14 protein-coding genes and 1 pseudogene are annotated in these 13,310 nt (G+C 63.6%); 7 read left to right on the top strand and 8 right to left on the bottom strand.

The window, feature by feature from the left end:
• The coding region (locus tag AC3WQZ_RS19425; protein WP_492301084.1) for a CoA transferase at positions 1-368 on the bottom strand (368 nt) is incomplete at its 3' end.
• Between the two features lie 90 nt (positions 369-458).
• Here AC3WQZ_RS19425 and AC3WQZ_RS19420 point away from each other — a divergent pair.
• Complete coding sequence (locus AC3WQZ_RS19420) at positions 459-1,433, top strand: LysR family transcriptional regulator (RefSeq protein WP_010812756.1); 975 nt, start codon at positions 459-461, stop codon at positions 1,431-1,433.
• 29 nt (positions 1,434-1,462) lie between these two features.
• On the opposite strand, the gene AC3WQZ_RS19415 is transcribed toward AC3WQZ_RS19420, so the two are convergent.
• The 3 genes from AC3WQZ_RS19415 to AC3WQZ_RS19405 form a co-directional block, all read right to left on the bottom strand.
• Entirely contained in the window at positions 1,463-2,437 is a 975-nt protein-coding gene (locus AC3WQZ_RS19415) for a tripartite tricarboxylate transporter substrate binding protein (protein ID WP_011617586.1), read from the bottom strand.
• 273 nt (positions 2,438-2,710) lie between these two features.
• Positions 2,711-3,487 carry an aldolase gene (locus AC3WQZ_RS19410; protein ID WP_010812758.1) on the bottom strand — a complete coding sequence of 259 codons (777 nt, stop codon included), beginning with the start codon at positions 3,485-3,487 and terminating at the stop codon, positions 2,711-2,713.
• Between the two features lie 47 nt (positions 3,488-3,534).
• On the bottom strand, positions 3,535-4,524 hold the full coding sequence (locus AC3WQZ_RS19405) for a Bug family tripartite tricarboxylate transporter substrate binding protein (protein WP_011617585.1): 990 nt from the start codon (positions 4,522-4,524) through the stop codon (positions 3,535-3,537).
• 149 nt (positions 4,525-4,673) lie between these two features.
• On the opposite strand from AC3WQZ_RS19405, the gene AC3WQZ_RS19400 reads away from it, so the two are divergent.
• Complete coding sequence (locus AC3WQZ_RS19400; protein WP_010812760.1) at positions 4,674-5,273, top strand: helix-turn-helix domain-containing protein; 600 nt, start codon at positions 4,674-4,676, stop codon at positions 5,271-5,273.
• 152 nt (positions 5,274-5,425) lie between these two features.
• On the opposite strand, the gene AC3WQZ_RS19395 is transcribed toward AC3WQZ_RS19400, so the two are convergent.
• Complete coding sequence (locus tag AC3WQZ_RS19395) at positions 5,426-6,283, bottom strand: alpha/beta hydrolase (RefSeq protein ID WP_492301083.1); 858 nt, start codon at positions 6,281-6,283, stop codon at positions 5,426-5,428.
• A 137-nt stretch (positions 6,284-6,420) separates the two neighbouring features.
• Here AC3WQZ_RS19395 and AC3WQZ_RS19390 point away from each other — a divergent pair, with 137 nt between their 5' ends.
• The 4 genes from AC3WQZ_RS19390 to AC3WQZ_RS19375 all read left to right on the top strand — a co-directional run bounded on the left by AC3WQZ_RS19390 (position 6,421) and on the right by AC3WQZ_RS19375 (position 9,820).
• Positions 6,421-7,206: an AraC family transcriptional regulator gene (locus AC3WQZ_RS19390; RefSeq protein WP_011617583.1), complete on the top strand. Its 786-nt coding sequence runs from the start codon at positions 6,421-6,423 to the stop codon at positions 7,204-7,206.
• Between the two features lie 146 nt (positions 7,207-7,352).
• Positions 7,353-7,817, top strand: a complete 465-nt coding sequence (locus tag AC3WQZ_RS19385; protein WP_011617582.1) for a RidA family protein — start codon at positions 7,353-7,355, stop codon at positions 7,815-7,817.
• A gap of 3 nt (positions 7,818-7,820) precedes the next feature.
• On the top strand, positions 7,821-9,197 hold the full coding sequence (locus AC3WQZ_RS19380) for an adenylosuccinate synthetase (protein WP_492301082.1): 1,377 nt from the start codon (positions 7,821-7,823) through the stop codon (positions 9,195-9,197).
• Entirely contained in the window at positions 9,194-9,820 is a 627-nt protein-coding gene (locus tag AC3WQZ_RS19375; protein ID WP_439669268.1) for a pyridoxamine 5'-phosphate oxidase family protein, read from the top strand. The genes AC3WQZ_RS19380 and AC3WQZ_RS19375 overlap by 4 nt, the downstream gene beginning before the upstream one ends.
• Before the next feature lie 52 nt (positions 9,821-9,872).
• Here AC3WQZ_RS19375 and AC3WQZ_RS19370 read toward each other — a convergent pair.
• Positions 9,873-10,013: pseudogene (locus AC3WQZ_RS19370) on the bottom strand (transposase); the annotation flags it as partial.
• Between the two features lie 248 nt (positions 10,014-10,261).
• Positions 10,262-10,966, bottom strand: a complete 705-nt coding sequence (locus AC3WQZ_RS19365) for an RraA family protein (protein WP_010812766.1) — start codon at positions 10,964-10,966, stop codon at positions 10,262-10,264.
• Between the two features lie 382 nt (positions 10,967-11,348).
• Here AC3WQZ_RS19365 and AC3WQZ_RS19360 point away from each other — a divergent pair, with 382 nt between their 5' ends.
• The gene (locus tag AC3WQZ_RS19360; RefSeq protein WP_010812767.1) at positions 11,349-12,722 is read left to right on the top strand and encodes an MFS transporter; all 1,374 of its coding nucleotides are present in this window, start codon (positions 11,349-11,351) and stop codon (positions 12,720-12,722) included.
• Between the two features lie 40 nt (positions 12,723-12,762).
• Here AC3WQZ_RS19360 and AC3WQZ_RS19355 read toward each other — a convergent pair whose 3' ends face one another.
• Positions 12,763-13,254 (bottom strand): polyhydroxyalkanoate granule-associated phasin, encoded by a 492-nt coding sequence (locus AC3WQZ_RS19355; protein ID WP_231881453.1) that lies wholly within the window; start codon positions 13,252-13,254, stop codon positions 12,763-12,765.
• Between the last annotated feature and the right edge of the window lie 56 nt (positions 13,255-13,310).

The following is a 13,310-nucleotide window of genomic DNA, read 5'->3' as shown; positions in this document are numbered from 1 at the left end:
GCCCCCCGCGCCGCATAGCCCACGCCCAGCCGTTCCGCCACTTGAGGGCGGAAGTTCTGCACGACGATGTCCGCCTGCAGCGCAAGGCCGAGCAGCACCTCCTTGCCGGCGTCAGTGGTGGCGTCGATGCAGGCGCTGCGCTTGCCGGCGTTATAGGCGATCGCCAGCGCGCTGGTATCGCCGCGCACGACCCCGACCTTGCGGCCCCAGTCGCCCGCGGGCGGCTCGACCTTGACGATTCCAGCGCCTTGCTGCCACAGGATGTGCGCGCAATACGGGCCGGCAATGCCCTGGCTGATGTCGAGCACGCGCAGGCCGGCGAAAGGCAGGTCGGTGTCGGACAGGTCGGAAGCGGGCAGTGCGGACATGGCGTTCGAAAGGTGGGTAAGCAGGAGGTTTATGCTAGGGTTGGCTTCCTGCCAGGACAATCCCTCGATTTGTGCCTACGGTGTTGACTCATGATTGACAATAATTTCGATCTCAACCTGGTGCGGCTGTTCGTGACCATGGTCGAGTCGCGCACGCTGACCGCCGCCGCGGAGCGCAGCGGCATGACCCGCTCCAACGTATCGCGCCGCCTGAAATTACTGGAGCAGCACCTGGGCGCCCAGTTGATGCGCCGCACCACGCGCCATGTCGAACTGACCGAGGCGGGCCAGTTGCTGTACGCGCATGGCTTGCGCATGCTGGACGAACTGCAGTCGGCCAATACCTCGATCGACAGCCTTGGCCAGGTGGTGCGCGGCGACGTGCGTATTCGCCTGCCCACGGGACTGGGTCATCTCTACCTGACCCCATTGCTGCTGGAATTCGCGCGCAACTACCCGCAGATTTCGCTGCGCGTCGTCATCAACGACAACATTGGCGACCTGATCCCGGCCGAGGTCGACGTGGCGCTGAAGATCACCTCGCAGCCGCCCGATGACCACGTGGCGAGGCGCATCTGCGATGTCGGCTGGTGCCTGTGCGCGTCGGCCTCGTTCCTGGACAGCCACGGGCCGATCCGGACCGTGGCCGACCTGGAGCGCTGCGACATGATTGCCCCGGCATCGCTGGGGCGCCGCTTTACGCTGAAGGTATGGCTGGCGGGCACGCCGATGACGCTGCGCGTGTCGCCCCGGATCCAGTCAGGCGACTATCCGTTCCTGTTCGAGTCGGTGATGGGCGGGCTGGGCGTGGCGCTGCTGCCGCGCTATGCGGTCTGGCGGCAACTGCAGTCCGGACAGATGCGCGAGGTGCTGGCCGAGTGCGAAGCCGAAGGCGTGGGCGACAGTGTCTACATGCTGACCGCGCCAAACCGCTATCCCACGCTGGCAACGCGAACGCTGATGGACTTTATCCGCCTGCACCTGGAGCGGCAGGCAGAGAACTGGGGGCGCCGCAACCTGCCTGCGGCAACGGCCAATGAAAGCCGTGCCGCCCCGGCGTCCTGACCGATGGGGCGGCATGGCGGGCACAGCGATTACTTCTCCTGCATCCTGGCGGCCTTGACAATCTCGCCCAGCCGCTTGCGCTCCGCCTCGACAAACTTCACGAAGTCCGCACGCGTGCCGCCGACCGGTTCGATGCCCACGGCCTTCAGCTTGGCGGCGGCGGCCGGGTCCTTCATGGCCTTGTCCACCGCGGCGGCCACCTTGTCCAGGATGGCGTCGGGCGTCCCCTTGGGGGCATGGACGCCGGCCCAATGCGCGATCTGCAGGTCCGGGAAGCCTTGCTCCACCGCGGTGGAAAGCTGCGGGTAGGCCGAGATGCGCTGCGTCCAGGTGGTGGCGAGCGCCTTGAACTTGCCATCGTGCAGGATATGCGGAAGGGCGATGATGCTGGCCTCGGAGGTTCCTTCCACCTGGCCGCCCAGCACTGCCGTAGTGCTTTCCGACCCGCTCTTGTAGGGCACCGGCTGCAGCTTTGCGCCGTACTTCACATTCAGGATCTCCGCCACGAAGTGCGGGGTGCTGCCGGTCCCCGCGGTCGCGAAGTTGAAACCGTTCCCCTTCTTTGAGGCCTCGACGAAGTCGCGCAGATCCTTGTAGGGCGCGTTCTTCGGCACCACGATGACCGAAGGCGCAAGGCCGATCATGGCCACGGGAACCAGCGCGTCATCCTTGAACGGCATTGACTTCTTGATCATGCTGTTGGAGATGACGCCGGCTGCGCTGATCAGGAAGGTATAGCCATCCGGCGCGCTCTTGGCCACGATGTCGGCGCCCACGGTGCCGCCCGCGCCGGGCCGGTTCTCGATCAGCACGGTCTGGCCCAGCGCCTTGGTTGCGCCCTCGGCCGCGGCGCGCGCCATCAGGTCATTGGCGCCGCCGGCGGCAAAGGGCACGACAAAGCGGATCGTCTTTGCTGGCCACTGTTCTTGTGCGCAAGCCGGGGCCGCCGCGATGAGGGCTGCCGTTGCCAACAGGCCCAGGGTGAATCGGTTTTTAATGGTCAAGGCATGTCTCCGTTCTTGGGTAGGGGTATGAGCGCCGGCGGCGGGCGCCGGCTATGGCGCCGTCACTCACCTGCGCCATCGGCGGCAGATCTGCGATTCCCGCCCTGCCTGCCATGACGCGATTATCCCATTCGACCAATACTGTCGGAGCTTGCGCTTCTCATATCAAGCAAGCGGCAATGGCGCAGGGCCAGGCGTGGTTCAGGTTCTCAGCAGACTGCAGACTTCGCCATGGCCTGGCCGTGCTTGCGCCGGCCCGTCGGCGCCCTGTTGCTATTCGGCGCCCAGCCCGCGACGCGCACGCCGCGAGTAGTAGGCAAAGGTGGCTTCGAACCGCTTTTGGGTGCTGACCCAGCGCTGCGCTTCGCAGCCCAGATCGTGCGGGATCGGCTGGATCGGGCCCGCCGCCATGGCCAGCAGTTGCAGCCGGGCGGCACGCTCGAACATCACACCCAGTACGCAGGCTTCTTCCACCGTGGCACCGGCCACCAGCAGGCCGTGGTGGGACAACAGGATGGCCTTCTTGTCACCAAGGGCTCCCGAGATGATTTCTCCCTCTTCATTGCCGACAGGAATGCCAGGCCATTTCTCAAGGAACGCGCACTGGTCGTAGAGCACGCACGTGTCCATATGCGAAATGACCAGCGGCACCTCCAGCATCGCCAGCGCCGAGGCGTGCGGCGCGTGCGAATGGACAATGCAGTTCAGGTCCGGACGCGCACGGTAGAGCCAGGAATGGAAGCGGTTGGCCGGGTTCGGCATGCCGCTGCCTTCCAGGACTTCCAGGTCTTCGTTGACGAGCAGCAGGTTGTCGGACGTGATTTCGTCGAAGCCCAGACCCAGGCGCTGGGTCCAGTAGGTGCCAGGCTGTTCTGCGCGCGCGGTGATCTGGCCTGAGAGGCCGGAGTCGTGCCCGAAGGCGAACAGGATCCGGCAGGTTTCGGCTACTGCCTCGCGCAGCGGCATTTTCTGCGTGCGCAGTTCCATCTGGATTTTCTGGAGCGAGGCGGCGACGATTTCGCTCTTGCTCAGTTGCATGGTGCTGGCCATGGGATTTTCCTTTCGTTGTGCTGGAGAAGGGGAGCTTTCAGTCCGCGTTACCTGGTCTTGTTGTCAGCCTTGAGCAAGGCCGACCAGCGCTGGTCTTCTTCTTTGATCAGCTTGCGGAATTGTTCGGGCGACGATGACATCGGTTCAGTGCCCTGTGCCATCAGCGTGGCCTTGAACTTGGGGTTCGATACCACGCCGGCAATGGCTGTGTTGAGCTTCTTCACGATGGCGGCATCAAGGCCGGCAGGCGCAATCAGGCCTGCCACCGAACCGGACACGATGGTCGGCAGGCCCAGTTCCGGTGTCGCCGGCACGTCCGGCGCGGTGGCCAGCCGCCGCGGATTGGCAACGGCCAACGCCCGCAGCTTGCCGGAGGCGACGAATGGCATCACCTGCGGCGTGGCCTCGAATGTCATGTTGACCTGCCCCGAGACAACGTTGGTCACCGATTCAGCGCCGCTCTTGAACGGTACGTGCAGGAATTCGGCCCGGGCCGCGTCCTGCAGCACGCGCATGCCCTGGTACGGCGAGCTGCCGACGCCTGCGGTGCCTACGCTGACGGCGCCGGGCTGGCGTTGCGCGAGCTTGATCAGTTCGGGCAGCGTCCTGGCCGGGACGTCGGCGCCGACCACCACCAGATGGGGCGTGGAACCGACGAGCGAGATATAGGTGAAGTCCTTCGCGCTATCAAAGCTGACCTTGACGTCCGTATGCGGATTGACCGCAAGGACGCCCACGGTGGCAAACATCAGTGTGTAGCCATCGGGCCGGGCACGACGTACGAAATCTGCCGCGATGTTGCCGCCCGCGCCGGGGCGGTTTTCCACGACGATCGACTGGCCAAGCTGTTCAGACAGGGCCTTGCCGGTGGCGCGTGCCACCAGGTCAGTGATGCCGCCGGCGCCGAATGGCACCACCAGCGTAATGGGACGATCCGGATAGCCGGCCGCGTGGGCAGCAGGCAAACCACTGAGGAAGAGGGTGACAAACAGGGCTGCTGCACCTGCGAGATGGGGGCGCTTGGGACTCACTTGCATGCTCCTTCGGGGGCGGGTGGGGAAACAAGTGTGTCTATAATGACACCGAAGTGTCATTTAGGCAAACCGAGTTGCCGATGTGTCGTGCCGACCTTACAATCCGAGCCGACCCATGCGCCTGTCCGGGCGCTTCTAACCAGTGACTGCGGATGATCAGGAAGCAAGAATCGGGCGCTCCGGCCGCTCTTTCGACCATCGCCGAACGGCTGGCGGCACTGCGCAAGCTCAACGGGCTGACGCTTGAGGAACTGGCGCAACGGGCATCGCTGACCAAGAGCTACCTGTCCAAGCTGGAGCGCGGCCTGTCGTCGCCGACCATCGGTACGGTGCTCAAGCTGGCCGAGGCCCTCGACGTGACCGTCGACCAGCTGATCGCCAAGCCGCAGCGCGGCAATGAGATCCTGCTGGTCAAGGCCGCGGACCGGGTTCCGTTCAGCCCGTCCGCCGAGCGCCAGGGCTATACCTACGAAGCCATTGCCACGGAGCGCGTGGACAAGGCGATGCAGCCCTTCGTCATGGTGCCGCCGTTCACGCTGGCACAAGACCAGCCAATGGCCAGCCATGCCGGCGAAGAGCTGATCTTCGTCGTATCGGGCGAGATGGAGGTGCTGTTCGATGACCGCACGGTACGGATGCGGGCTGGCGACTCGCTGTATTTCAACGCATCGATCCCGCATCGCTCGCGCTCGATTGGCAAGACCCTGGCACAGGCGCTGGTGGTAGTCAGCGACCGGAAGAGGGTGGGGTAGCGCGTGGTTTGCCACGCCATGGAATCTTCTGATCACGAGTTCGCGCTTTCACAACCGTGCAGGCAAGCGCCCCGATCCGGTGATTGCACCGGGACCGCGGACATGGCGGCCTGTGCTGAATGCCGCCCTGCCCGCGATCCGGCCCTCAGGCCTCAGGCGCGCTCGATCATGCGCAACACCGACGCGGCCAGGGCGCCATCGGCATCGCCCAGCAGGTCGACCGCGTCGAAATGATGGCCGCGCTCCTGCACCACCACCTGCACGTCAAAGCCGCATTCGCCCAGCAGCGCCTGGTATTCGCGCTGCAGCCGGTGGTACTCCGGCGACTCATCCCCGCCAACGGTCAGGATCATGGGCAATTTCACTCGTGGAACATGATGAATCGGGCTGTAGCTGGCGACATCCGCCTCGGTCAGGCCGACCACCTTGTTGAGATAGCACAGGCGGATAGGTTCCAGGTCATACAGGCCGCTGATCGCGCATCCGCCCTTGAGCACGTCAGCGGGGAGGCCGAACGACTCCCAATCGGTTCCTGCCAGCGTGGCGGTGAGATGTCCGCCGGCTGAGTGGCCGGATACATAGATGCGGTTCGCATCGAACCCCAGTTCGGCCGCATTGCCGTGGAGCCATGCCACGGCGTCGCGATTATCGCGGACGATCTCGGCCATCCCGACCTCCGGGGCGAGCCGGTAGTTCACCACGGCGACGTTGATGTCGTGCTTCAGGTACGGGGCGGCAACGTGGCTGAAGTCCGACTTGTCCAGCGATTGCCAGTAGCCGCCATGAATGAAGACGAGCAACGGACGGCTCCTGGTGGCTGCGGGAAAGAAGTCCAGCGCCTGCTTGGCGTCCAGGCCATACGCAAGGTTCTCCTTTACGGGATGGGCGCGACGGAATGCGGCGCTGGTGTTCTCCCATCCCCTGAAGATGTCCTGGAACCCGGGAATTCCCGCCCTGACGTTGTACTGCTTGTCCAGTTCTTCCTGATTGAAGTTTCGATACACTGACATTACTTTTGGCTCCAGACTGTGGGACCGATGCCTCGATTCCATTTGATCGTTGCGACGCATTTGGCGTCCGGCCAAAGATACGTATCGGCGTGTGGCTGCGCGCGCCCCTGGATGACAACGACTATCGCAAAGACGCCATGTTTGGAAAGAGCGAAAACCGGGATGACTACCAGGCGATAGACCGGCGAGTGGGCGGGATGGCGCGCAAGCTGAAGGACGGCTTCTATATCTCCGCGCATTCCCACCCGCGTGGCCAGCTGATCTACGCCTATGTGGGCGCTATCCTGGTGACCACCGATTTCGGCTCCTGGGTGGTGCCGCCTCAACGCGCGGTCTGGGTTCCGTGCAACGTCGAGCACGCCATGCAGGCCTGCGGCGATGTGGAGATGCGCACGGTCTATATTCGCGCTGATGCCATTCCTGATGAGTTGCGCAACTGTTGTGTCGTCGCTGTGCCGCCGCTGCTGCGCGAACTGATATCGGCCGCCGTGCGCATGCCGCTGGACTATGACGAAAGCGGCCGCGACGGCCTGGTGGTGCAGCTTCTGCTGCAGGAACTGCGCCCGCTTTCCGTGGTGCCGCTGCATCTGCCGATGCCCAAGGACCCTCGGCTGAGCAAGATCTGCGCAAAGATCCTCGAGGACCCTGCCGATGAGACTTCCGTGGCGGCGTGGAGCCGTTCGGTCGGCGCCAGCGAGCGCACCATCATCCGCCTGTTTCCCGAAGAAACGGGCATGACCTACAGCCGCTGGAAGCAGCAGGCCCGGCTGATGGCCGCGGTACGCCTGCTTGCCGAGGGCTGCCATGTCACGGACATCGCGCTGCAACTTGGCTATGAGAGTCCAAGTGCCTTCAGTGCCATGTTCAGGCGTGCGCTGGGCATGACGCCGACCGAATACTTCAGGGACATGGCTGGCGACTAGGCGCCAGCCGGCAGGTTGGCGTCTGCGCGACATCAACTGGCGTCGCCACGCGAATCTAAGGCTTAACCGTGCGGCACAGTCGTGGTGTCGGCGGAGGCCCGCACCGTGCTCACTTCGCCGACACTTTTTCAAGTCGAGGAGTCAGTATGTCAGTGATGGATCGTATCCAGGCTGCCGGCATTGTCTTGCCTGCCACGGAATTTCCCAAAGCGCACTATGTCCCTTACACCCTGCACCATGGTTTGCTGACGGTATCGGGGCAGTTGCCGCTTCAGGACGGCAAGCCGGTCTTCGTCGGCAAGGTCCCGGGCGCAGTCACCGTCGAAGCGGCACAGCAGGCCGCGCGGTTGTGCCTGGCCAACCTGCTGGGTTGGGTGGCGGCAGCGACCGATGGGGATTTCGAACGAATCCGGGGCATCGTCCGCGTTGGAGGCTATGTTGCGGCGGAGCCGGGTTTCCATGATGCGCCGCTGGTGATCAATGCAGCGTCGGAATTGCTGAACCGGATCTTTGAAGAGAGAGGGCGCCATGCCCGCCTGGCGCTCGGCGTGGCGAGCCTTCCCTTCGGTGCCCCGGTGGAGATCGAGGCGACATTTGCGCTGGACGCGTAGGCGATGGGCACCGCGAAAAAGGCGGGGTACGCCGACGTCCTGGTCGGACTGCAATATGGCGATGAGGGGAAGGCGCGGGTCGTCGATCACCTCGCCGGCGAGTACGAGGTGATTGCGCGCTTCAACGGCGGCGCGAACGCCGGGCATACCATCGCCACGCCTGACGGAACCTTGCGGCTACGGCAGGTCCCCTCCGGGGTGCTGCATCCCGGCGTTGCGCTCTACATCGGCTCAGGCTGCGTGATCGGGTTGCAGCAACTGGCAGCCGAAATCGAGATGCTCGCGGCGCAGGGGATCGATCTGGGCGGGCGGTTGACGATCAGTGACAGGTGTCCGGTCGTCCAGCCTCTCCATGTCCTGGCCGATCGCCACGATGGCGCCCAGATTGGCACCACCGGCAACGGCATCGGCCCGTGTTATGCGGATCTCGCGACCCGCGTGCGGGGAGGGGAGCGATCTTCGTTTCAGCTCCGCGACCTGGTGGTTGACGGGAGCCGGGTGTTCGAGCAGATGATGCGGCTGGCCGTGCAGCGCGACGGCGACGGCGAGGGTCTTGTGGCCGTGGTGAACGCGATGCGCCAGGCGTGGAAGGTGGTTGAGCCGTTCGTGACGGACGATCCGGTTGCGCTCTTGCGGCGGGTCGAAGCGGGTGCCAATGTGCTCTTCGAGGGCGCGCAGTCCGTCATGCTCGATGTGGTGCAGGGCGTTCAGCCTTGGGTCACGTCCAGCCATACGATGCCTTCTTACGCGTATGTGGGTGGCGACCTCCCATGCAAGTATCACCGCAAGACCATCGGCGTCGCCAAGGCGATCGTATCCCGGGTCGGCAGCGGGCCGTTGCCAACCGAACTTGGCGCAGGGCGATCCGAGGCCTATTGCGCCGATGCGGCGCGGGAGGGCCGCGGCGGGGCCGACGAGGCGGCCAGGCTGGATCCGCTGGCTTTGCTCGCCGAAGCGGACGAATTCTCCATCGGCGTGGGGATCCGGATGCTGTCGAATGAGTACGGCACCGGAACCGGCCGGCCACGGCGGGTAGGGCTGCTTGACGTGGCGCAGCTCCGGCTTGCTGTACGGCAATGCGGGGTTGACGAGGTGTATCTGAACAAGTGCGACAGCCTGGCGGCCTTTGACCGCACGCGCGAGCGCTGCATCCCGGTCGTTGCCGGCGCCACTGACACCGGTGGCCAGCGCGTGGTGCGGTTTCCTGCCTTTGCCGAAGACACCATCCCGAGGGATGCCACTTCCCCCCTGCCTCCGCAACTGGAAGCCCTGCTTGAATGGCTGGCGGATGCCATTGGCCGGCCCTTGCGCGGAATTGGTTTGGGGCCCGGACGCGCGCAGATGCGGCATTTTCAGAACCATCAGCAGACGAGACCATGACGACCACGACACCCGCCTACCTTCACAACGAAATGCGCCGGACCGACCTGGCCTGGACCGACTGGCCGGCCATCGAGGCCTTCCTCCGGAACGAGCTGATCTGCCGGGTCGCGGTGCATGACACACCCTATCCCTACATTACCGCGCAGAGCTTTACCTTCACCGGCGACGCCTTCCTGATCCACAGTTCCAGATTCGGAAAGCTGGCCTCGGCGATTCGGGCGAATCCCCTGGTCACGATCGAGGTCGACCGGCCCGTGGCCTTGCTGAAGGCACCGAAGGGACAGAATACAAGCCTCGAGTACTACAGCGCCATCGCGCGATGCGAAGTCAGGCTGCGTGACAGTACCGACGAGGTGCGTGCCCACCAGTACCAGGCGCTGGACAAGTTCCGGCCCGAGAAAGACTACTCGCCGATCGAGGACGGCGCAGCCAGCCAGATCGTTGCCTATCGCTGCGAGATTCATGAGATGAGCGCGAAGAAACGCATTCTTGCCGATGGACAGTACTCGCCACCGGGTCAGCCGAAAGCGCCGTACCTGCGCTATCCCTTCCAGTCCGGTGCCACGCTGTCCGGCTTGCCGCCGGAGGCATTCGATCCCCACAGGTTTGCTTCCAGGTGAGTCAGGCCATCGCGCGACATGAAGAGGTGCTCCGGCACCTCTTTTTTTTGGTTCAACGAGGAATTCCGGGGAACGCCGCCTTGATCTTTAGGAAGAAGTATTCCTCGTCACGGTAGCCGTAGGCTCGGCGCTTGATGACTTTGATGGTGTTGTTGATGCCCTCAACGACGCTTGTGTTCAGCGGGTGCCGGCATCACGCGCTATACGATGCCCGAGCGAACTGTTACGCCTTCCTGTGAGCGGAGAGGTGAACATTCGGATATCCGCATATTCTGATTTGACGCCTTCATTGCATGCTGCACTGCAAGTGTCGAACAAATCGGAGACACGATTTCACAGCGCGGTCGGCCGTCTCAGTTCGACCCATCGCGGTCGATCGGACTTCAGGAAACAGACATTCGATCATTTGATCCTCGAACGCGCCGAACAGGTCAAAATGCTCTATTCGTCATTACGCACGGCGCGCTGCTGATACGAAAACGTATTGGCGAACACCGAGTCGACATCTATGAGTTGTCCAATCGTGCTTCCCGCACGTAGCCGGTCCTGGAGAATGTGCTCTGTTTCCAGTAGCTCCTCGGCCTTGCCAATGATCTCTTCGCAGCGGGCGAACGGCACCACCACTACACCGTTTTCATCCGCCACAACGATATCGCCTGGTGAGACCGGTACGCCGCCGCACTGAACGGGAACGTTCACTTCACCGTAACCGGCGATGGCCGCAACATTGGGCACGATACCGCGGCACACGACCGGAAACCGAAGTCGGCGAATTTCCGGCACATCGCGGCAGGCTCCGTCGATAACTGCAGCGATAACGCCACGATTTAGCGCGGACAACGTCATGTTCTCCCCCCAGAACGCGGTGCTAGCCGACGTATGTGCGTCAATCACGATGACGTCGCCCGGTTCGCTAACGTCAATAGCCTTGAACGGCGCCGCGAGGTCCGACGCAAGCGCCCTGGCCGTGACTGCGGTGCCCACAAAGGAAAGAGGTTCGAAGATGGGCCGAAGGGAAGCCGACATCGCGCCGAATCGGCCCATACAGTCGGACAACGCACACGTCACGGAGTCGTACGATGCGATTAGCTCTCGATATCGACCTATCAGCTCGCTTGAAGGACGCACCACAGCAGGAATGATCATTTCAATCTCCCTTGGTGAATGGATCGTCAGCCGATAATAGACCAATGGAGTTTCGCTGGTAGCGACAGCGACCGAAGACCGAACCCCTTGACCAACGGGTGGCGCGCTTGAATGACGGTTTTCGGGAAACTCCTCTGATGACCGTTATTGGCCGAACTCGGCCGTCGGACCAGTGGCCTTCCCCGGAAATCGGCGATGAACCTTTTTTTTTTGGCCCACGCGACCCGCGGCAATTGGCTTGGCACCTGCGAGACAGACCTTGGCGTTCCCGCGCGCGTCGCGGCTGCGTCTCCACGCGACAGTAGCAGGCGATATCGCATCGATGCGTTATCGCCTGCCGCCAGTGCCCAAGAGCGCTGGCACTGGAACTACTGGAGACAAGATGAAGCTTACCTCTCTCGAACTGATGCGCGTGCGCACCGGCGACCGGCTGGAACGGCTACCCGTATGCGGGTATCACCGCCTTCTGTTTGCCATCATTGCGCTGGCCTTCTTTTTCGATAACCTCGACCTGGCCATGATGACGTATCTGCTGGGATCGATTCGGACGGAATTCGGGTTGACCGCAGCGCAGGCCGGCATGCTCGGCAGCGCCAGCTTCGTCGGCATGGCCACTGGCGCGATCAGCTCCGGGGTGCTGGCGGACAAGTTCGGCCGCAAGCCGGTCTTCCAGGTCAGCATGATCATCTGGGGCGTGGGCAGCTATCTTTGCTCCACCGCGAACGGTCCCATGGAGCTGGGTGCGTATCGGCTGTTGCTCGGGCTCGGCATGGGCATGGAGCTTCCATTGGCGCAGACGCTGATGTCGGAATTCATTCCCGCGCGCCAGCGCGGCAAGTACCTGGCGCTGATGGACGGAAACTGGCCGATCGCCTTCATTTGCGCTGGGCTGATGTCGTACTACGTGCTGAGCGCCTACACCTGGCGCACGATGTTCCTGCTCGGCGCGGTCCCGGCGCTATTCCTGATCGTAGTCCGCCGCTTTGTGCCCGAGTCCCCGCGCTGGCTGGAGTCGCAGGGACGCCATGCCGAAGCGGCCGACATTGTCGACCGTATCGAGCAATCGGTCATGCGGCGGATGAAGCTCGATGCGTTGCCGGAAGTCACGCCGGCGGCAGCGGCGGCGGAGCCGGCCACATCGGGCCTGCGCGTGCTCTGGTCCCGCGAGTACCGTAGCCGGACCTTGACCGTATGGGGCCTGTGGTTCTTCGCCCTGCTGGGGTTCTACGGCCTCAATACCTGGATTGGCGCGTTGCTGCAGCAATCGGGCCTCGGGGTAACCAAATCCGTGCTGTACACGGTGTATATCTCAATCGGCGGCATTCCCGGCTTTCTCTGGGCCGCATGGGCGGTGGAGCGCTGGGGGCGCAAGCCAGCATGCGTGGCGACTCTGGTGGGCGGGGCGTGCATGGTGTTTATCTACGGCAGGGTCGCCGGGTCCAGTCCCGACCCCATGGCGCTCTTCCTTTCCGGCGGCATGATGCAGTTCTTCATGTTCGGCATGTGGGCAGTGCTCTATACCTATACGCCGGAACTGTATCCCACGCGGGCGCGCGCTTCAGGTTGCGGGATGGCGTCGACGGTCGGGCGGATCGGATCGCTGCTGGGTCCGGCGTTGGTGGGGCTGGTTCTGCCCGTTGCCGGCCAGGCTGGAGTGTTCTGCCTTGGCGCGCTGTGTTTCCTTGCTGCGGCCGGCATCGTGTTCCGGTTCGGCATCGAGACCCGTGGCAGAGCGCTGGAGACCATTGCTGACTAATACCGCCCCTAGCGATGCATGCGCCCGGGCCCGGCAGCCTTCATGATGCACGCAGGCGCTTCGCATTTGCCATCGCGCGGCCGTGGATCGGCGCGAGGATCTGCTGCATCAGGTTTGTCGCCAGGTCTGCCAGCTGCAGCGGGTTGCCGGGGAACCCGGCGGCCAATTGCAGAAGGTCGGCCTGGCGTTCGAACCATTGCGCGGCGGATCGACTGGACGCCAGCGTCGCCGCGGCCGCGGAGGTCGCCCAAAGATGATCGCTGGTGTCCTTTGCGAGGGTCATGGTCAGGTTGATCCATCCCGAACCCATGGCAAGCAACGATTCAGACGCGGCCTCTCCTTTCTCAACGCTCATCAGGCTGAATTCGCGCTGGTCCTGTTCGCCAGGCGCCGGACCGGCGATGGCCATGCGCGTGGTGCGAATGCTGACGACATGTATTGCTGCCTGGAGCAGTTCGCACATGTCACGAAAGAGGCGGGAGGAGTTTGCAGAAGCGTCGAGGATCGGCTGCGGAAGAGGGGAGGAGGGCACGCGGGTTTTCCTTCGGCATCCGATGAATAACGGACACCTGGCAAGTTCTTGGGAGG

The sequence above is a fragment of the Cupriavidus sp. FW305-26 genome (assembly GCF_058787975.1).
Note: the sequence above shows the minus strand (reverse complement) of the source record. Positions and strands in the feature narration are given on the sequence as shown.